At 50.1% G+C, this 18,148-nt stretch carries 19 protein-coding genes; 8 read left to right on the top strand and 11 right to left on the bottom strand.

Annotated elements, in window-relative coordinates:
• Positions 1 to 72 precede the first annotated feature (72 nt).
• From IPJ88_06770 to IPJ88_06760, 3 genes are read right to left on the bottom strand one after another with little or no spacing between them, the layout of a single operon-like run.
• On the bottom strand, positions 73 to 1,302 hold the full coding sequence (locus IPJ88_06770) for a pyridoxal phosphate-dependent aminotransferase family protein (GenBank protein ID QQR91424.1): 1,230 nt from the start codon (positions 1,300 to 1,302) through the stop codon (positions 73 to 75).
• A complete protein-coding gene (locus IPJ88_06765; protein QQR91423.1) occupies positions 1,299 to 2,492 on the bottom strand; it encodes a hypothetical protein in 1,194 nt (397 codons plus the stop codon). The genes IPJ88_06770 and IPJ88_06765 overlap by 4 nt, the downstream gene beginning before the upstream one ends.
• Entirely contained in the window at positions 2,492 to 3,733 is a 1,242-nt protein-coding gene (locus tag IPJ88_06760; protein QQR91422.1) for a beta-ketoacyl-[acyl-carrier-protein] synthase family protein, read from the bottom strand. The genes IPJ88_06765 and IPJ88_06760 overlap by 1 nt, the downstream gene beginning before the upstream one ends.
• A 145-nt stretch (positions 3,734 to 3,878) precedes the next feature.
• On the opposite strand from IPJ88_06760, the gene IPJ88_06755 reads away from it, so the two are divergent.
• The 4 genes from IPJ88_06755 (at position 3,879) to IPJ88_06740 (ending at position 6,548) form a co-directional block, all read left to right on the top strand.
• Positions 3,879 to 5,546 (top strand): fatty acyl-AMP ligase, encoded by a 1,668-nt coding sequence (locus tag IPJ88_06755; GenBank protein QQR91421.1) that lies wholly within the window; start codon positions 3,879 to 3,881, stop codon positions 5,544 to 5,546.
• Between the two features lie 83 nt (positions 5,547 to 5,629).
• Positions 5,630 to 5,884 carry an acyl carrier protein gene (locus IPJ88_06750; protein QQR91420.1) on the top strand — a complete coding sequence of 85 codons (255 nt, stop codon included), beginning with the start codon at positions 5,630 to 5,632 and terminating at the stop codon, positions 5,882 to 5,884.
• Positions 5,885 to 5,894: 10 nt separating this feature from the next.
• A complete protein-coding gene (locus IPJ88_06745) occupies positions 5,895 to 6,137 on the top strand; it encodes an acyl carrier protein (protein ID QQR91419.1) in 243 nt (80 codons plus the stop codon).
• A gap of 3 nt (positions 6,138 to 6,140) precedes the next feature.
• On the top strand, positions 6,141 to 6,548 hold the full coding sequence (locus IPJ88_06740) for an acyl-CoA thioesterase (protein ID QQR91418.1): 408 nt from the start codon (positions 6,141 to 6,143) through the stop codon (positions 6,546 to 6,548).
• A gap of 456 nt (positions 6,549 to 7,004) precedes the next feature.
• Here the strand turns inward: IPJ88_06740 and mutH are convergent, their stop codons facing one another.
• On the bottom strand, positions 7,005 to 7,664 hold the full coding sequence (mutH, locus tag IPJ88_06735; GenBank protein ID QQR91417.1) for a DNA mismatch repair endonuclease MutH: 660 nt from the start codon (positions 7,662 to 7,664) through the stop codon (positions 7,005 to 7,007).
• Between the two features lie 21 nt (positions 7,665 to 7,685).
• Here mutH and IPJ88_06730 point away from each other — a divergent pair, with 21 nt between their 5' ends.
• Together IPJ88_06730 and IPJ88_06725 are read left to right on the top strand one after the other, a co-directional pair.
• Positions 7,686 to 8,192, top strand: a complete 507-nt coding sequence (locus IPJ88_06730; GenBank protein ID QQR91416.1) for an OmpA family protein — start codon at positions 7,686 to 7,688, stop codon at positions 8,190 to 8,192.
• Between the two features lie 336 nt (positions 8,193 to 8,528).
• Positions 8,529 to 9,347, top strand: coding sequence for a tetratricopeptide repeat protein (locus tag IPJ88_06725; GenBank protein ID QQR91415.1), 819 nt, complete (start codon positions 8,529 to 8,531; stop codon positions 9,345 to 9,347).
• Between the two features lie 7 nt (positions 9,348 to 9,354).
• Here IPJ88_06725 and typA read toward each other — a convergent pair whose 3' ends face one another.
• The 5 genes from typA to IPJ88_06700 all read right to left on the bottom strand — a co-directional run bounded on the left by typA (position 9,355) and on the right by IPJ88_06700 (position 15,052).
• Positions 9,355 to 11,160, bottom strand: coding sequence for a translational GTPase TypA (gene typA / locus IPJ88_06720; protein QQR91414.1), 1,806 nt, complete (start codon positions 11,158 to 11,160; stop codon positions 9,355 to 9,357).
• A 140-nt stretch (positions 11,161 to 11,300) separates the two neighbouring features.
• On the bottom strand, positions 11,301 to 11,948 hold the full coding sequence (locus IPJ88_06715) for a radical SAM protein (GenBank protein QQR91980.1): 648 nt from the start codon (positions 11,946 to 11,948) through the stop codon (positions 11,301 to 11,303).
• Positions 11,949 to 11,986: 38 nt separating this feature from the next.
• On the bottom strand, positions 11,987 to 12,994 hold the full coding sequence (locus tag IPJ88_06710; protein QQR91413.1) for an ERAP1-like C-terminal domain-containing protein: 1,008 nt from the start codon (positions 12,992 to 12,994) through the stop codon (positions 11,987 to 11,989).
• A gap of 32 nt (positions 12,995 to 13,026) precedes the next feature.
• The gene (locus IPJ88_06705) at positions 13,027 to 14,718 is read right to left on the bottom strand and encodes a hypothetical protein (protein QQR91412.1); all 1,692 of its coding nucleotides are present in this window, start codon (positions 14,716 to 14,718) and stop codon (positions 13,027 to 13,029) included.
• Positions 14,719 to 14,764: 46 nt separating this feature from the next.
• Entirely contained in the window at positions 14,765 to 15,052 is a 288-nt protein-coding gene (locus IPJ88_06700) for a hypothetical protein (GenBank protein QQR91411.1), read from the bottom strand.
• A 21-nt stretch (positions 15,053 to 15,073) separates the two neighbouring features.
• Here IPJ88_06700 and truD (IPJ88_06695) point away from each other — a divergent pair, with 21 nt between their 5' ends.
• Entirely contained in the window at positions 15,074 to 15,991 is a 918-nt protein-coding gene (gene truD, locus IPJ88_06695; GenBank protein ID QQR91410.1) for a tRNA pseudouridine(13) synthase TruD, read from the top strand.
• On the top strand, positions 15,904 to 16,107 hold the full coding sequence (gene truD / locus IPJ88_06690) for a tRNA pseudouridine(13) synthase TruD (protein ID QQR91409.1): 204 nt from the start codon (positions 15,904 to 15,906) through the stop codon (positions 16,105 to 16,107). The genes truD (IPJ88_06695) and truD (IPJ88_06690) overlap by 88 nt, the downstream gene beginning before the upstream one ends.
• A 249-nt stretch (positions 16,108 to 16,356) precedes the next feature.
• Here the strand turns inward: truD (IPJ88_06690) and IPJ88_06685 are convergent, their stop codons facing one another.
• Positions 16,357 to 17,442, bottom strand: a complete 1,086-nt coding sequence (locus IPJ88_06685; GenBank protein ID QQR91408.1) for a 3-deoxy-7-phosphoheptulonate synthase — start codon at positions 17,440 to 17,442, stop codon at positions 16,357 to 16,359.
• Positions 17,439 to 18,038, bottom strand: a complete 600-nt coding sequence (locus IPJ88_06680) for a DUF4230 domain-containing protein (GenBank protein ID QQR91407.1) — start codon at positions 18,036 to 18,038, stop codon at positions 17,439 to 17,441. The genes IPJ88_06685 and IPJ88_06680 overlap by 4 nt, the downstream gene beginning before the upstream one ends.
• Positions 18,039 to 18,148 lie beyond the last annotated feature (110 nt).

Genomic DNA, 18,148 nt, shown 5'->3' with positions numbered 1-18,148 from the left:
CAATCTAGAACGAAGAGCTGTCGAAGTTTTAAAAGTAAATTCGGCCTAAAGAAAAACGCACTAGGGGCGTCCCTAAGCTTCCATTGGACCAAGATCTTCGCCCGATTGAACATAGAAAGCCTGGCCATAGGAGTCCAAAAGTTCAAGCGCTTTGTCCATATCGTCTTTGCTATGGCCACGGGTAATATTAACACGCAAGCGCTCTTCACCCTTCTTCACACCTGGATAGGTAATAGGCACCATCATCACGCCGCTCTCAAGCAAGGCAACATGCATGAACAAAGCCTTACGCTCATCCCGGCACATCACAGGCATGATGTGCGTATCGCTCAGACCCAAATCAAAACCAAGGCCAGTCAAACTCTTGCGCATGTAGTTCGCTTTTTCATGCAGCTCGCCAAGCAACGCCTCGCCTTCCTCTTCAAGCATCGTCAAGATCGTAGAAGCCGCAGCAACAACGGGCACCGGCAGAGATGCACTAAACAAAAATGAGCGCGCAGTGTGCTTGACAAGATCAACCACCTCTTCCGATGCAGCGAGAATGCCACCGATCCCGCCAAGGGATTTTGAAAAAGTGCTGATCACAATCGGCACGCGGCCTTCAAGACCAAATTGCTCAATAATGCCCTTGCCTGTTTTGCCGAGCGTGCCCGTGCCGTGCGCATCATCGCAAATCATCACCGCATCGTAGCGATCACAAATATCGACGAATTCTTTGATTTTGGCCATATCGCCATCAAGCGAGTAAATACCTTCAATCAATACCAATGCATTTTTTCGGCTCTTGCTCTTTAATATACGTTCAAGAGAACGCGCCGAGTTGTGATTGAAAAACCGAACTTCAGGCTGTCGGGTCGGGGTTCCAGCGGCGAGGAAGGTTCCATCTAAGATGCAAGCATGGCTTAGGTTGTCTAAAATCAAAGTAGTGTCTTGATCGGCAAGCGACATGATGGTTCCAAGCATCGCTTGGTAGCCTGTCGTAAAGATTAATGTTTTGTCGAAGCCCATCCATTGAGCGAGACGTTCTTCAAGTTCAACATGCGCAGTAGTTGTCGCCTGCACGCGCGAAGAACTCAGACCACACGAAAAGATATCCACCGCTTTTTTCGCAGCTTCTTTAACCTTGGGATGCGTGGTTAAGCCAAGATAGTCGTTTGAGCTGAAATTAACAATCGGTGAGCCTGCAATGGTTGTGTGCAAACCACCCGTCTCAAAGGGTTTGAAAAAAGGGTAAACTTGTTTGTCGCGAGCTTCTCGAACGCGTTCAAGCTCCTTGTGTGCTTTTTCTTCTATCCAACTCATTTTACACCTTCCATGACCACCGCAGATACGTTGCCGTAATAACCCATTGTCGTCACTACGGCTCGTTTCATCTTTGAACTGGAACCTTGCCGCAACACGGCACAAAGCGGAACACCACCAAGCCAGGCCACTGTCGCCGCCAAGCCTAAAGCTCCACTCGCGCCCAAAGTCTCCCCCCATAACGCCTTCGGAGCAACAACCGAAGTCGATGAACCAAAAAGTTCATCAATCGCTGAAAGCTCAGCGTTGTCCATGAGCGGAATACCGCTAAGAGATGAACAAACAAGATCGATATCGCTTGGACCTACTCCAGCATCGATCATCGCGCCAGAGATCGCTCGTTTTACAGCCAGGCTTGAACCATGAACGATCTCGACTTCGGAACGCGGAACCTCAAAGGCAGATCCGTAGCCGGTAATGTTCGCTTCGATCGTGGCCTGACGCGCCTTTGCATCGTTTTGTCGTTCGACACAAAGATAGGCCGCACCTTCGCCAATGCGCATTCCCTCGCTTTGTGGATCACCGGGAGCAAACTTTTGAGTGGCATGCGCAACGGCGCCAAGTTTATCGAAAGCAAGATAAAGTGCTTCGGAAATCGCTTCACCGCCACCAATCAAGAAGGCATCACCTCGCAAATGTTCCAAATGAGTGCCTGCACTGAGCACTGCATCAAGAGCGCCGCAATTGCCATTGACAAGCGTCACATTGGGAGCTTGCAAATCTTCCCAAATACTGACATAGCCCGCGGCTGCATTAATCACGGTGTTCGGAAAGCGCGCAGGATTCAGATAACGTGGATCTTCTAGCTCTGCGACAAGTTTAAGTTCAGTAATCGCCTCAAGTGAACCATAAGCCGTTGATGAGCACAAACCAACTTGCTCTGGACTAAGCGCAATGAACTTGCCATCGCTTTTAATTTTCGCATCTTCGAGCGCGTATTTTGCTGCAACCACTAGGAGCTTGGTCAGACGATCAAGATTGCGAAGACCTTTGTTTCCTAGATAGTCTTTGGCTTCAAACGAGGCAAGCCAAGCAACGCAGGCGTCCTTAATCGTTTGCTCGCCACTGATCGGACCGTCGGTTCTGAAAAAGCGGCCCGCATCGCCCTTTGCCAAAGCCTTTTCAAACGCAGCCTTACCCACTCCCAGAGGACTCGCTATCCCATAACCGGTGACCGCCAACGCTTCCATTACGCCCGCCCCACATTGTCTGGCAAGCATCCTGGCTTGGCAAAACACAGCACCGCATCGTAGCCACCAAAAGCCAAAGAATTGTTTAAAACAATATCGGCTTTTCCTGCTTGCGCTTTGTTGGCAATCACATTGACATCGCAAGCCGGATCCGGTGTCTCATAGCCCATCGTAGGTGGATAAACACCACTTTGAACACTCATCACGCAAGTCAGCGCTTCAAGAGCACTTGCTGCGCCCATGCAATGTCCGATCATGCTTTTGACACTCGAGATAGGAACCTTTCTTTGCCCAAACACTTCATGCATCACCCGCGACTCGGTTTCATCATTTGCCGAGGTGCCCGTGCCATGTGCATTGACGAAGTCAACGTCCTCTGGCTGAAGACCACTACTTGATATGGCGCGCCGCATGGCGGCAATACTTCCAATGCCATCCGGATGCGGCCTTGTGATGTGATGCGCGTCGCACGCTAAACCAAAACCACCGACCTCAGCGAGAAGCGTTGCTCCACGCGCCATCGCGTGCGCCTCAGATTCCAAAATCATCAGTCCAGCCCCTTCTCCAAGGATCAGACCCTTGCGATTCTGATCGAAGGGTCTACAGGTATCGGGCGCCATCGCTCCGAGACGACAAAAACCAGCGTACTCAAGTTTTTCAAGCACCTCGGCAGCACCCGTAACAACCACATCCGCACGGCCGGCGCGAATCTGATCGGCCGCAAAACCAATCGCATAGTTTCCAGCAGCACACGCCGCAGGAAGAACTTGCACCATACCGCGTGCTCCAACCGATCGCGCAACGTGAATCGCAATTAATGTTGCGCCACAACGTACAATGTTTTTGGGAACAATAACGCGAGCCTCGGCACCGTCGTGAACCCAAGCTTCTTCGAGTTCCGAAATAACATCGGCTTCGCCCATCGTGGTGCCTAAGACCACAGAAGTGCGGTCTGCTTTGAGTTGCTCCTCGGTGAGCCCAGCTTGATCCATCGCCATGCGCGCCGCTGCAATACACATCGCTGAGCAGCGACCTGCACGACGTGCCTCTGCCGCCGTTAGAAAATCACGCGGACGAAAACCCTTGACCTGGCCCCCCAAATGGCGGTCCAAAGATGATGTATCAAATAGGTCGACCTCTGAAATGCCAGACTTTCCTGCAATCAAAGCATTCCAAAAATCTGAAATGCCAAAACCGACAGAACTCACGACACCAAGGCCCGTGACGTAGACACGTTGCATGGCGGACGGCTCTATACCTCACGCTCCTAAGAAGGAGCAAGCCGCCCCCACCGGCCGTCTGGCCGGTATTTTGCCCAAAAAGGCCCCTTCCGCTTGGCCCGAAATGCTTGACAGCCCCTGCCCAAGACCCTAAACCGGCCGAGTTATGGAGCACGCCCAATCCCTTCTAGACTGCATTGAACGCCTTCCAAAGGACCCTAAACGAGGTTTTCGTTTCATTGACGCCCTCGGCGAGGAGCGTTTTTACTCCTACCGCGATCTTGAAAAGGAAGCCAAACACCGAGCCGCCGTTCTTTATCAAAAAGGTTTAAAAAAAGGTGACCGATTAGCGCTGGTTATCCCGGATGGCCACGAGTTTGTGCTCAGCTTTCTTGGTGCGGTTGCCGGCGGCATTATTCCGGTGCCCATCTTTCCGCGAGCTACCTTCAAAGCCATTGAAAGCTACCACGACACAGTAGCTCACATCCTCCAAGCAAGCACGGCAACGATGCTTCTAAGTACCGAGGCGATGAAACCCTATCTTGAGCCAGTGCTAAAGCACGACGTTAAGGTAAGCGAAATCGCCACTGTCGACCTATTTGAAAAAAGCGACGTCGCCGCCATCGAATGTCCCGCGCTTGGTCCCGAGGATTTGTGCTTTTTGCAATTTACCTCCGGCAGCACTTCAAAGCCCAAAGGGGTCATGGTCAGCCATGGAAATCTACTCGCCAACGCTCGCGCATTTCTAGGACCCCATGGACTTGATCGCCGCAAAGATGATTTGGCTGTAAGTTGGCTGCCGCTCTACCACGACATGGGCCTTATTGGTTTCATTTTGGGTACGCTTGTCATGGATATTCCCGTAGTCATCTTTCCAACAGCAAGTTTTGCCCGCAATCCCCGTCTGTGGCTTGAGACCATCAACAAACACAAAGCAACACTCACTTTTGCGCCAAACTTCGCCTATGCCTTAGTCGCCAAACGCGTGCGCGATGCGGACCTTTCCAAATGGGATCTAAGCAGCATTCGTGTGTCTGGATGCGGCGCCGAACCCATCAACGCAACCACGCTTCGCGCCTTTGCCGACCGCCTTAAGCCAGCAGGCTTTAACGCAAATGCCTTCCTCCCCTATGGCATGGCCGAAGCGACCCTTGCTATTACCTTTAGTCCACAAGGACAAGGGATGAAGACCGATCGTGTCGATGCTAAAGCTCTGCAACAAGGCAAGGCTGCGCCAGCTACAGACGCCACCGAAACAACACTTGAACTTGTCTCATGCGGAAAAGCTTTTCCAGAACATGAACTCGCTATCGTCGATGAACAAGGCAACAAGCTTGCTGAACGCCAAGTAGGTGAGATCATCACCCAAGGACCAAGTATCACCAAAGGTTACTACCAAAACCCGGAAGCCAGCGCCGAGAGCTGGAAGAAGGGATGGCTTCATACCGGCGACCTTGGTTATATCGCTGAAGGCAATCTTTTCATCTGCGGTCGCAGCAAAGATCTCATCATCATTAACGGCGCAAACCACTACCCGCAGGATCTGGAATGGCAAGTCGACAGCCTTCCGGGCGTGAGACGTAACAACGTCGTAGCCTTTAGCTCTATCATCGATGGCGAGGAGCGGCTCGTCATGGTCGCTGAAGGCAACTCCGGGGATGCCGCATCGCTGCGACATGATATTGCCTCACGAATCACCGAGACCACCGGTCTAAAAGTGCATAAAGTGGCCATTGTGCCCGTCGGCACCCTTCCCAAGACCTCGAGCGGCAAAGCGCAGCGCCGTAAGACCAAGCAATTATTCGAGAAAAACGTACTACCTGAACATCTGTAAAAAGGCCTATTTCGACTGGACGAACGGCGACTTTCAACCTAGAGTGCGCCCCACACCATCGACACTTGAAGCAGGGAGTCCCAATGGAACGTGCAGATCTCTTGAAACTTTTTCAAAAATGGGCAACTGAAATTGCCGAAAAAGACTTTAGCAATATCAAGGAAGAAAGTGTCATTTCCGATCTTGGTATTGATTCGCTTGGCATGCTGGAACTGATTGGCTGCCTAGAACGCGAACTGAAAATACAGATTCCCGACGAGAAATTAGTGGGGATTCAAACGGTTAAGCAACTTCTTGAGTTGGTAGACGAACGTGTGGAGCTAAGCAACGCTTCCTGAGTAACTTTTCATGTCAGACCTTCAACAAACAAACAAACTCAAAGAAGAGATTCGCTCGATTATTGCTGAGGTAAGCGAAATCGACGAAATCCCTGATGAGACTCCTTTTCAGGAGCTTGGCATCGACTCCATGATGGCCATTGAAATCGTGGCTGAAGTGGAACGTAAATACAAAATCTCCGTTCCGGAGCAAGAGCTTCAACAAATCACCAATCTCCAGAATGTCTTCGAATTGGTCCAAACCAAGCTTTAGACCGTGAGTGCCGACAAACAGTTTAAGCATAAAGTACGTGTCGGCTACGTTGATACCGATCAAGGCGGCGTCGTTCACCACACAGCCTATGTGCGCTACCTCGAAGCGGCTCGTATCGAGTATCTAAGAGCCTTTGGTGTCTCCTACAAAGAGTTTGAAATCGACGCAAAACTCGCCCTACCCGTCGTCGAAGCACGTGTACGCTACAGGCGACCTGCGTATTTCGATGATGAACTTGAAATCCAAATCTGGGTCGGCGAGTTCAGCAAAGCGCGTTTGCGTTTCGACAGCAAGATTTACCGTGGAGACGAGCTCTTAAACGAGGGCGAGATCACCTTAGCCTGCGTTCGTACCGACACCGGCCGCCCCACTAGCATGCCCCAAATCATCATCGACGCCTGCTCCAATTGACCTAGTCTCTTTAAGATAGCTTAACAAAGAGAGGGTAGGCCTGCATGCTCAAACCGTCCTCGCTTCGCTGCGGAACTGCGCGTGCAAGCCTACCCTCTCTTTGCCTCAAGACTTGAATGATCAAGACTTTTGACAGACTTTCCTTCTGCCGTGTCTCAACCGGTTCTCGGAACAGCATCACTATTGCTATTTCAAGGTTCTAAAAGCGCAGAAGATACATTTGTATCGACAACGTATGGATGCGAAAAAAGGTCGACCACTGCGTATACGATATACGGCGCTTTACAAAATCTTTCGCTTTGAGATCTTGAGGCAACTAGACATAGGGTCCCCACGCGCAGTTCCGCAGCGAAGCGAGGACTGTTTGAGCATGGGGACCCTATGTCTAGTTGCAAGCTAGTTCCCAACTCGAGAGGGCGGTTCAGTTCTGTAAACCGTTGATCCGCTGTCAATCTCTTAGATGTGAGTGTTGATGAGCTGTTTCGTAAAGGAAGTACGGAGGTAGAAAGCTCGGGGAGCTAAACGAGTGGGCGCATCGTGAACATCCGTTGCTACGCGTCGAGCGGCAGCATTGGTTCCTTTGGGGCGCAGTTGAAGTGCTTTTCCTAAATGGGCCGAAACAGAGCCTGCGCCTTCAAGGATCATCTGACCCATGATATCTTCCCAATCGTCACGCAAGAGCGCAGCTTGCTCCTCGCTCGGCTCCCATAAAAACACCCGACCGACACGACGCTGCACGAGGGGAATACTTTTGTCGGCCTCAATTGGAACCCAAAGCACGCATTGAAGCTTCTTCCACACGCTACAGTGCTGCCACTCTTGTTCAGTCAACAGATCAAGCGGAGCCGTCGCAACAAAAGTGGACTCCGTTGGCTTGGCAGCCGCATTGACAGGAATAGTCTTAAGCTCAACACCGAGCTCTGGAAAATCAGCGTGCGGCGCGTTACCCGCCTCTACACCTAAAAACCGTTCAATCACACTACCAACCATGCCCTTGAGTTGTTGATCCCGAAGCTTCGGAACCGACATATCGCTTCTTTCAGCAATTTCACCTACACGCATGCCCACCATCTGCTGGGCACGGTCGAGCAACTTGGCGCGATCAGGATAGAGCATGCTAAACTATATATATACGCTATGTGGGGATTTCAAAGCAGTTATTATCAATACATCTGTGCTGCGGTAATTTTTGCCGCTGCAGGTTGCGGCGCGAACTATCACGGAAAAACCACTGCTAGCTTAAATTTAGAAAGCCAGCACGAGGCCGAAGCTCCGGTGCTAAGTGCTCATCTAGAAAAAGAAAACATCATTCTTAAGGAACCCATCAACTTCGCATCCTCGAGCGATACAATCCTGGAAGACAGCTACCCAATCTTGGATGATGTAAGCACGATATTGAAGAAACATGACGAAATTAGTTTGGTCCACATTGAGGGGCACACAGACACTCGAGGTGGGAGTTTCTACAACAAAAAACTTTCCGAAAAACGAGCTCTGTCTGTAGCGCAGTACCTTGGTGAAAAGGGCGTTAAGCAACGATTGCAAACCCACGGCTTTGGTGAAGAACAAATCGTGTGCCGGCAGGACACTCTAAGCTGCCACGCCCAAAATCGACGAGTCGAATTCCGAGTCGAAAAACACTAGTGCTCTGATTGGAAAGGATTGGGCCGAGATCGCAAAGCAAGGGTGTGAGATGCAAGGCAGAAAACCTCAAAAATATCGCAAATATTTCAAGGTTTTCTGACGCGGTAGATCTCGCCTTCACTGCGGCGAGACGGATCCATCCTTTCCGATCAGAGCACTAAAAATGCCCTGCCATTCCCGCTATTTGTGGATCTTCTCTTCAGACTCATCGTACCCTAAGCGCTTTGGTAAGTTTTTCGGGTGGAGTTTCTGGTAAAACATGTTGCTCGGAAGGCCTAATTTCGGGATACTATTGTGACAGTGCTTAGAAAATCTACTTCAATACTCCTCATTATTTTGAGCATCTTGTGCCTCTGCTCTTCGGCGCAAGCACAACGTAACCGTTCACGATCAAAAGCACCAAAAGATCGTGAACGAGCTCTAGTTCTTTTTGAACGTAGCGAAAAACTCTACCAAGATGGAAAGTTCACTGAAGCCGCAGTGTTGCTCAAAGAAGCTTACGACCTCGAAAAAGAAGCTATCCTTCTTTACAACTTAGCGCGTGCCCTTGAATCAGCCGGCAAGCTAGAAGAAGCCATCACAGCCTACGAGCAATATATTCAAGAAGGCAAACCCGGCGAACGAGAAAAAGGTTCCATTGAATCGCGTGTACAAAACCTAAAAACCCGCATTAACGAAGAACAGCGCATACGAAAAGAACGCGACGAAGCCCAAAAAAGACAAGAGGAAGCAGAAAGAAGACTGCTCGAAGAGCGCAGTACTGGCTCCAATCAACCCACGGACACACGCTTAAGCCCTTGGCCGTGGGTCATTGCCGCCGTCGGTGTTGTGGGCCTCGGTGCGGGTGGTGTTTTGGCCATCATGTCGGCCAACAAGCACGATGATGCAAAGAACGAAACGGTCCAACAAACTGCCCTCGATCTTCAAAACCAGTCTGAAGATCTAAACTCGGCAGCGATTGCCGCGTTCATTGCAGGCGGCGTCATCACGGCGGCAGGCGTAACCTGGGGCATCATTGATATCGTGGGCAAGTCATCACCGTCAACCGATGAAAGCGACGGCGAGACAGAAGAAGGCGCTCAAGGAGGCCCTGACGAGCCCACAGCCTCCATTCGGATACTTCCTGGAAGCATTAGCTTGTCAGGTACCTTCTAGCCTAAGATTATGTTTCGCGGCGTTTAGGACGTTTGTTAGCCGCTAGGATTCGCTTGCGCAGCCGGAGCGCATCTGGCGTGATTTCGACAAGTTCGTCCTGGTCGATAAACTCCATCGCCGTATCTATCGTGTGAATACGATGGGGACTCAGTAAAACGTTGTCATCTCGACCTGCAGCGCGAATGTTGGTGAGCTTCTTTTCTTTGGTCACGTTAACATCCATATCGTTCGGACGTGCGTTTTCCCCAACAATCATGCCCTCATAGACATCGGTCCCCGAACCAATGCAAAGTTGCCCGCGAGGTTGCAAGTTAAACAAAGCATAGGGTGTTGATTTACCGCCACGATCCGCTACCAACGCTCCCGTATTTCGACGCAGCATCGGTCCAGCATAAGGCTGCCAACCATCCACGATAGTGTTAAGCAAGCCGGTACCTCGTGTCTCGGTAAGGAATATCGAACGATAACCAATCAGTCCACGTGAAGGAACACGAAACTCCATACGTGTACGCCCACTTCCAAGCGAGTGCATCTTGACCATTTGACCTTTGCGCTCACCAAAACTCGTCGTTACCGCGCCGACGTAGTCCTCAGGGACGTCGACCACCGCAATCTCAACGGGTTCACTTTCTTGTCCGTCAATCTCACGTACGACAACTTCTGGCATACCGAGCGCAAACTCATACCCTTCTCGGCGCATGGTCTCCGCCAACACGGCCAACATAAGCTCGCCTCGGCCAAACACAATAAACTCATCGGGAGTTGCGGTTTCTTCCACGCGCAACGCCATGTTGCGATTGGCTTCTTTAAAGAGCCTTTCCCGCAAATGACGAGAGGTCACCCACTTGCCGGATTTACCGACCATTGGAGAATCATTCACCAAAAAACGCACACGAATCGTCGGCTCTTCGACTTCAATACGCTTGAGAGCCTCCGGACGATCTACATCAGACAAGGTATCGCCTATCTCAACCTCATCGAGGCCAGCTACGGCAACAATGTCACCTGCTACGGCTTGGTCTACCTTGATTCGCGCCATACCCTTGTAGTGGTAAACCTGGGCAACTTTCGCTTGCTTTGTCTTCTTTTCGCCAAGACACACAACTTGCTGTCCGGTTTTTATTTTGCCGCGACGCACGCGTCCAATTGCCAAACGACCGACGTACTCATCATATTCAATATTATGAACAAGCATTTGAAGAGCATCGTCTGGATTGTCTGTAGGCTGAGGCACATACTTTAAAATTGCTTCAAACAGTGGCCTTAGATCACTGCTCTCGTCACTTAGCTCCCGTTTCGCGAGTCCGTCTTTTCCAATTGCATACAGAATTGGAAAGTCGGTTTGCTCTTCACTTGCTTGCAGCTCACAAAACAGATCAAACGCTTCGTTAACAACTTCATCAGGCCGTGCATCAGGACGATCAATTTTATTGATCACTACCAAAATAGGCATACCCAACTCAATAGCCTTGCCAAGCACGAACCGCGTCTGGGGCAATGGTCCTTCTGAAGCATCGACTAAAAGCAAAGCGCCATCCGCCATGCGAAGCGTACGTTCCACTTCGCCACCAAAGTCGGCGTGCCCTGGGGTATCGATGATATTAATCGTCGTGCCTTCCCATTGCAGTGAGGCAATCTTTGCCAGAATGGTAATCCCACGCTCACGCTCTAGATCCCCTGAATCCATGACACGGTCCTGGACCTGTTCGTTGTCGCGGAAAACACCGGATTGTCTGAGCATGGCATCGACCAGAGTCGTTTTTCCATGATCAACGTGGGCGATAATAGCGATATTGCGTAAATTCTTAGTCATAACGTGGAACTTCGGTAAATTGGCAAGCTTAAACTAGGGCCAAACGAAGGGCCAGGTAGCACCCCTCCAGCCAAAGCGCAATGCCTCCCACTTCAGCTGAGGAAGCGCTTTGGCAGCCCGATTTCAATAAATAGCCGTATTCATACGCCTGGCGTGTCAGGCCCCCAGATATATTTATGTTGTTGAAGTTGCATGCGAGCGCCACTTGGCACCGCCAGTATCCAACTTGCGAGTTCTTTGGGATCAAGAACGGAAAACACGGGACTCAGCCACAGATGAGCAACGCGCTCGCTTAACGCGTGTTCGTTGTTCACTTGCATCGCCCATTCAAAATCGCGGCGATCGGTTACAACGATTTTAACTTCATCACGCTTAGTAAGGTGTGCGATGTTTTCCCAGAGGTTTCGATCGACTTCTCCGCTTCCAGGAGCTTTGAGATCCATAATACGATGCACTCTTGAATCAACCCCTGAAATATCTCTTTCACCACTGGTCTCAAGTAAAACAGTTTTTCCCAAATCAGCAAACTCTTCTAACAAAGCCAAGCATTGCTTTTGCAACAATGGCTCACCTCCAGTGAGCTCAACCAAGGGAGTATTGAGTGCAATAGTGCTTTCAATAATTTCATCAAAGCTCAATCGCTTGCCGTCATGAAAAGCCTGCGGCGTATCGCACCAACTGCAGCGCAGATTACAGCCCGTTAAACGTACAAAGGCACAAGGAATTCCTGCAAAGGAAGATTCACCTTGAAGAGAAGCATATATTTCATGGACTACCAGACTTCGCATCGTAACCATCACAAATCAATCAAAACAAGACTCGCTTGCTAATCAAAGAAAGCCCTTACGGACTGTCCTTGTCGCTTAACCTGGGCTTCGCAAAGACGAGTCGACTCAATTGCCGCAGCTAAGTTTCTTGGACCACCTAGCAATTGATGGATCCTGTTTTCAAAAAATTGGCCAATCTCCTCGGCTTTATTGGTCGAACAAAAACCCGACATAAGCAAAGGCAGTTGTCCAGCACGTCCCTCAGGAAGCTTAGCCACCAATTCGTCATAGTGCTTTTTGACCCAGTCCCAAGCCTGGTCCCTAAGCTCTGGCATCGCCATCTGCATGTACAGTGGTATCATTTTTTCGTTAGCTCGAAGCTTTTGGCCAAGCGCAAGGTTTCTAGCACGTTCTGCCAATTTTTGATTCGTCGCCACACTCAGTGCGGCAAGAAGCTCTTGTCGGTACAATGCATCTTGACTTTCAACAAACTCCTTCTCCAAAAACGAGAAAAAGGCCTCACCTTGTTCTTGAACCGCAACTTTTAAGACAACTTCACGGAGTTCAGGAGCAAATTTTGCTTCTTTGTCTTTGGTGGTTTCAAAACCTAAAAAGGAATTAGCAAGCTGTACGGCTTGTTTCCTTACTTTGGGATCTTTGCTCACGAGGGCTAAGAAACGTACAACGTTCCGGCGCATGAACGAATCATTTTCATCGGATGTTTTCCCTTTCCAGCCCAACTTGCGATAGACACGGCCATAGAGTCTATCCGCATAGTTTTGAAACGATCCAAACTGACTCTCATCAAGCATATGTCTTGCCGCAAAGTCCAAAAGAGCCATCGGATACTGAGCGACCTGACTTTGATTGCTTGACCCAAAAGCAACAAAGGCATCAAGCACATCCGCGCCCTCGATCGATCCATCCGAAAACCCAGCTCGAAGACTTTCGCCAAAAGATACCCGCTCTTCATTATCAAGCCTGCGCCAAGCAAGCTTGCTAAGCGCCGCACGCTCAGAAGGACGCACACGCCAACGGTAGTAGCCAGCGCCATGCTCATTCGGCATGTACCAACTTGGACAGCCTTTTTCAGAGAGCGTCAGCTCTTCCTGAGCTTGGGTGAGAAGAAAACATTTCCTCTCAACTTTCCCGCTATTGCCCGTAGCAAAACGTACACACAGCGGAATCTGCCAACGTTGGCCTCCTCGTGCCGTTGAGCCGCTAGGCGAATAGCGTTTTGAGTGACCCGGAGTTTAGCTTCGCGTCCTTTGCATTCGAGCTCTGACTCAATCAGTGGAACACCCGGCTGATGTAAAAAGCTACTAAAGGAAGCGGCAACTTCTTTATTTTTTTCACCCACCAATGCAGTTAGAAAATCCTCAGTGCGCGCATTGCCATCCTCGTGTGCGCGCAAATACCGACGAATGCCATCACGAAACGCTTCAGCCCCCATCCATGATTCAAACATCGAAAGAATAGCGCCGCCTTTGGTATAGGTAATTGCATCAAAAGCGTTTTCGATATCGTGATCACTTCGAATAGGCTGACGAATTTGACGTGCCGAAACCAAACTATCGGCGTCCATGGCTGCATGCACGGCTCGAAGCTCTTGCATCTTCATATTAAACTCCGGCATGAGCTCGTCAAGAGTACGCGCCGCCATCCACGTAGCAAAAGACTCGTTAAGCCATAAATCATGCCACCAATACATGGTGACTAAATTGCCAAACCATTGATGCGCAAGCTCATGTGTCATAACCGCATAGTAAGTAAGAAGTTGCGCGCTAGAAGCAGCCTGCTTATCCATCATAATATATTGTTCACGAAACGTAATCGCTCCAACGTTTTCCATGGCGCCAGACTTAAAATCCGGAATCGCAATGATATCGAGTTTCGAATAGGGATAGGCAATATCAAAATAGTCTTCCAAAGCAGTAAGAAGCTTGGGAAGTTTGTCCAAACCAAACTGTATCTGCTTTCCTTTGCCTTTGGTCGTGATACCTCGCAAAGGTATTTTCGTATTTCGTCGCTCATTGCTTGGGATGTCCTGCGCCTGAACTACGTCAAAAGGCCCCACCGCCATCGCCACAAGATATGTAGGCATCGGTCGTGTTGTTGAAAACCGCACGCGCTTTTTTCCATTCCCCAAATCGCGACTGTGAAGCTCAGGCGTGTTGGCAACCGCCACATCCGAGCTTTCTACGGTAAGGCTTAGATCAAATGGGGTCTTAAAAGCCGGTTCATCCAAGCATGGAAAAGCGCGCCGCGCGGAGATAGGCTCAAACTGAGTATAGGCGTAGTTGTGTTTGTCTTGTTCAACTCGGTAAAGACCCGCCAGACCTGGCGCAAATGTCGTCGAATATTCAATTTCAACGTTCACCTTTCCTGGACCCATTGCTTTGGGAAAACGCAATGCAACAAGGCCAGTTTTATTAACAACTTTCCAAGTCGCATGCTCCCGGCCCACTCTTTGGCCAGAGACGGTCACCGAACGAACCTTCAAGTCTTGGCCGTGCATCCAAATGCGGTGGCGCCTACGTTTGAGTGAAAGCTCTATCCGAGCCCGCCCCGAAAAGGTTGCTTGATCGGGATCAACCTCTAGATCTAAATAGTAATGCAAAGGACGAACATCACGAGGCAATCGTCCGGTGGGCACGATTTCCCGGATACGTCGCGAAGACTGTTTTTTTTGCAGCGTAGGCGCCGAAGCCGTCTCGCTCACGGGAGCAGGTGCCCCACAAGCTTGCAAAGTAACAAAAACGGTAAGAATTCCAGCAATCGATCGAAACATGACTGCCTTTTACAAGATTGTCGCTCGAGTGGGAAACCCCCTAACGCTACGCGCTGCTTGTATGTTCACTTATCACGCGGCCTTCTGCATCAATCACCGCGCCAGAAGAATTTCCTGCTGTTTTTGAGCCGTGCAGGTCGTGGATGGTGCTTTTGACTCGGATGGCTCGATGTGCGCGGCGACGTTTGGTCCACCAGAGCCCAGCCAAAAGCGCTAAAACACCCCAGCCCCAAGGCGGGATAAGTGAAAAAATGCGTCCTAAAAGCGCAAAAGTGACTCGCCAAACGAAGAAAATAAGCGCAAAAGTGACTATCCAAACCATCAACCGCATCATGCCGTTACTATAATCCTCACCATGTCCCATGCAAGCCCGAGCTCCCTTGCTTTTTTAAGCGCAGAGATTCCAGCAATTTCAGGCAGAGCACGCATCGAAGCAGAAGATTTCGAAGTCCACGAAATGCCCGCATATCTGCCCGAAGGCGAAGGCGAGCACTTATTTGTACACTTCGAGAAAAAGGAACTGAGCACCCCACAAGCCGTCCGTTCGATAGCGCTCGCTTTGGGCTGTGATCCAAAAGATAGCGGCTATGCAGGCCTTAAAGATAAACACGCCATAACTAGTCAGTGGGCAAGTTTTTTCTGTCCCCAAGAAGTCTCTGTAGATGGCCTTGAACTGGAAAACATCCGTGTGCTGCAAAGCGCTCGACACTCGCACAAACTGCGAACAGGTCATCTTAGAAGCAATCATTTTCGCTTGCGCATTCGCGACGCAGGGCCATTTTTAGAGCAAAGCAAAGCCCTCCTAAAGCTTTTATCAGAGCAGGGAGTCCCCAACTATTTTGGAGAACAACGTTTCGGTCTAAGAAACCTTGAAACAGCAAAAGCCTGGCTCATCGAAGGCGGCAAGGCTCCACGCAAAGCTTTTGAACGCAAGCTCTACGTCTCGGTCCTGCAATCGGCTGTCTTTAACAGCGTTCTGAACGAGCGCATCTGCAATAAAGAACTCAGCAAAGCCCTGCCCGGCGATATCTATAGGAAAGAAGACACTGGCGGCATGTTTGATACCGAAAATCTCGCCGATGCTCAACGCAGACTCGAGAGCTTTGAAATAAGCCCCACCGGCCCCATGCCTGGAATCAAAATGCGTGCAGCCACAAAGAAGTGCTCGCGCGGGAAAGCGCTGCGATGGATCAATGGGGGCTCAATGAAGCTATACTTCGAAACTTTGCGAAGTTTGGTAAAGGTACTCGCCGACCACTGCGCGTCGGCCTAAGCGATTTAGAAATTGACCATCACCCCGATGATCGTAATGATTTGCGACTTTGTTTCACCTTGCCCAGCGGCGCTTATGCCACTGTTGTTCTACGTGAACTTTTTAAGCGTTCGTAAATGTTATTACGAATTGGCGCTCTACCTTGGTAACTCGGCCTGCGCCGAGCTACCAAGGTAGCCGCTTGAATCATCCACTATCGAATTGGAACTTCGCTAACGGTATTAACTTTCTTCATCCTGCCCTGAGTCACAGACAGTAAACCCTGGGTACAATTCCATAGATGCTCGGTCAAGCGTCAAAGGCAATAGGTTGAGCGAACGCGAACCTGTTGCCTTTCAGCGCCCCACCGTCCATGAATAAGTTTACTACGGATTGGCCTTAGGCTTGCGGCGCGTACGTACCGCCTGAGCGAGTTCATCAAGCACAGGCAAGCTGCGCTCCCAACTCATGCATGCATCGGTGATGCTGAGTCCATATTCGAGTTTATCATGCGTGTTGTGTGCTTGATTGCCGTCTTTAATAAAACTCTCCAGCATCACACCCATGATATGAGATGCTCCATCACTCACTTGTTTAGCAATGTGATGCGCTACCTCCGGCTGCTTTGCGTGATTCTTACCGCTGTTCGAATGACTGCAATCGACAATAAGTTTCTCCCGCAGACCCGCTTTACTCAAAAGCGCAGCGATTTTTTGAGTGTGCTCCGCACTGTAATTTGGACCCGTACTACCGCCGCGCAAAATCACGTGACAGTCCTCGTTGCCTTTGGTTTTGACAATTGCGGCCACACCTTGCTTGGTCACTGAAAGAAAGCGGTGGGGACTTGCCGCCGAACGAATTGCATCGATCGCAATTTGCACGCTTCCGCCCGTACCATTTTTAAAGCCCACCGGCATGGACAAACCCGAAGCAAGCTCACGATGCACTTGGCTTTCGGTGGTCCGTGCACCAATCGCGCCCCAACTCACAAGATCGGCAATAAACTGCGGTGAAATCGGATCAAGAAACTCACACGCTGCTGGCAAACCAATATCAATGATGTCCAACAAAAAACGACGACTTAAACGCAAGCCCTGATTAATCGCAAAGCTTCCGTCCAAGTTCGGATCGTTAATAAGGCCTTTCCAGCCTGTTGTCGTGCGTGGCTTCTCAAAATACACACGCATAGCCACCAACAAGTCTTCATCGTATTGATCGGCTGCCGCTTTCAAGAGCTTGGCATATTCAAGTCCCGCTTTTGGATCGTGAATCGAGCAAGGTCCGATGATCACGACCAGACGGTCGTCGTTGCCATGAAGCACCTCGGTAATCTCATGGCGCGCCTGCCAAACAAGTTTCGCGCTTTGATCACTAAGCGGCAACTCCTCCATAAGGATGGCTGGCGGAATAAGAGGCCGCAAGCGATCAATACGCAAGTCGTCTGTGGGGTATATAAGTTCCTTTTCAATCATCGATCGCTCCAATAAACTTTCACATCATCATAGCCAAGTGATTGCACCAAACTTTTTACGGTTCGTGATGCGTTGCGCCGAGCATGGTCTAGAATCCCGCCCTCTTGAGCCGCTTTGCGAATGCTTTGCTCGGCGTGCTGTCTTGCTTTAGCTTCTAAGCCTTCTTTTCGATCCGCAAACAAATCGGTTTTCCGACTATGAACATAGGTACGTTCACTATCGACACGGACCGAAAAAATACGTGGTGGAGGCAATGTAATCTTCGCACTTCGTTTTGCTTTATTCACCACAAAATCACCATCGACAAGCTCGGCAAGATCAACGCCTGCAATGACTTCTCCTGACGCAACAAGCAAAATGGCATCTTTGACTTTAAGCAGACCAAACAAGGTGCGCTGCTCATCGCTTAGGTCCACTACGCGCTCAACATTAAACTGAGCACTCTCGAGCCTAGCAAGTTTGCGAACTGCCACAACCACTGCAGGAGTTTGGTGCACCCGCAATCCCTCATCATCTTGCATGCCGGCCTTGCCAAAAATCGCAAAATAGCCCCATGTAGCGGCCCCACCAAACAACGCTGCGATGAACAACAACATAAACAATGCAAATGTTCGTATACGCTGCCCCAGGCTCTTCTTATGTAAAATGTCAGTCAACGGTGCGTCTCACTCAGATACTGCCTCGGACAGCATCTGACATAGAAAAA

Source organism: Myxococcales bacterium (assembly GCA_016699535.1).
Classification (GTDB): domain Bacteria; phylum Myxococcota_A; class Polyangia; order Polyangiales.
The sequence above is the reverse complement of the archived record's forward strand: the minus strand, read 5'-3'. Positions and strand labels throughout refer to the sequence as shown.

Coding starts and splice junctions, on each gene's coding strand:
- IPJ88_06770 (QQR91424.1), bottom strand. CDS start 1,302: ATGAGTTGGATAGAAGAAAAAGCACACAAGGAGCTTGAACGCGTTCGA.
- IPJ88_06765 (QQR91423.1), bottom strand. CDS start 2,492: ATGGAAGCGTTGGCGGTCACCGGTTATGGGATAGCGAGTCCTCTGGGA.
- IPJ88_06760 (QQR91422.1), bottom strand. CDS start 3,733: ATGCAACGTGTCTACGTCACGGGCCTTGGTGTCGTGAGTTCTGTCGGT.
- IPJ88_06755 (QQR91421.1), top strand. CDS start 3,879: ATGGAGCACGCCCAATCCCTTCTAGACTGCATTGAACGCCTTCCAAAG.
- IPJ88_06750 (QQR91420.1), top strand. CDS start 5,630: ATGGAACGTGCAGATCTCTTGAAACTTTTTCAAAAATGGGCAACTGAA.
- IPJ88_06745 (QQR91419.1), top strand. CDS start 5,895: ATGTCAGACCTTCAACAAACAAACAAACTCAAAGAAGAGATTCGCTCG.
- mutH (QQR91417.1), bottom strand. CDS start 7,664: ATGCTCTATCCTGATCGCGCCAAGTTGCTCGACCGTGCCCAGCAGATG.
- IPJ88_06730 (QQR91416.1), top strand. CDS start 7,686: ATGTGGGGATTTCAAAGCAGTTATTATCAATACATCTGTGCTGCGGTA.
- typA (QQR91414.1), bottom strand. CDS start 11,160: ATGACTAAGAATTTACGCAATATCGCTATTATCGCCCACGTTGATCAT.
- IPJ88_06715 (QQR91980.1), bottom strand. CDS start 11,948: ATGCGAAGTCTGGTAGTCCATGAAATATATGCTTCTCTTCAAGGTGAA.
- IPJ88_06710 (QQR91413.1), bottom strand. CDS start 12,994: ATGCCGAATGAGCATGGCGCTGGCTACTACCGTTGGCGTGTGCGTCCT.
- IPJ88_06705 (QQR91412.1), bottom strand. CDS start 14,718: ATGTTTCGATCGATTGCTGGAATTCTTACCGTTTTTGTTACTTTGCAA.
- IPJ88_06700 (QQR91411.1), bottom strand. CDS start 15,052: ATGATGCGGTTGATGGTTTGGATAGTCACTTTTGCGCTTATTTTCTTC.
- truD (QQR91410.1), top strand. CDS start 15,074: ATGTCCCATGCAAGCCCGAGCTCCCTTGCTTTTTTAAGCGCAGAGATT.
- truD (QQR91409.1), top strand. CDS start 15,904: ATGGATCAATGGGGGCTCAATGAAGCTATACTTCGAAACTTTGCGAAG.
- IPJ88_06685 (QQR91408.1), bottom strand. CDS start 17,442: ATGATTGAAAAGGAACTTATATACCCCACAGACGACTTGCGTATTGAT.
- IPJ88_06680 (QQR91407.1), bottom strand. CDS start 18,038: ATGTTGTTGTTCATCGCAGCGTTGTTTGGTGGGGCCGCTACATGGGGC.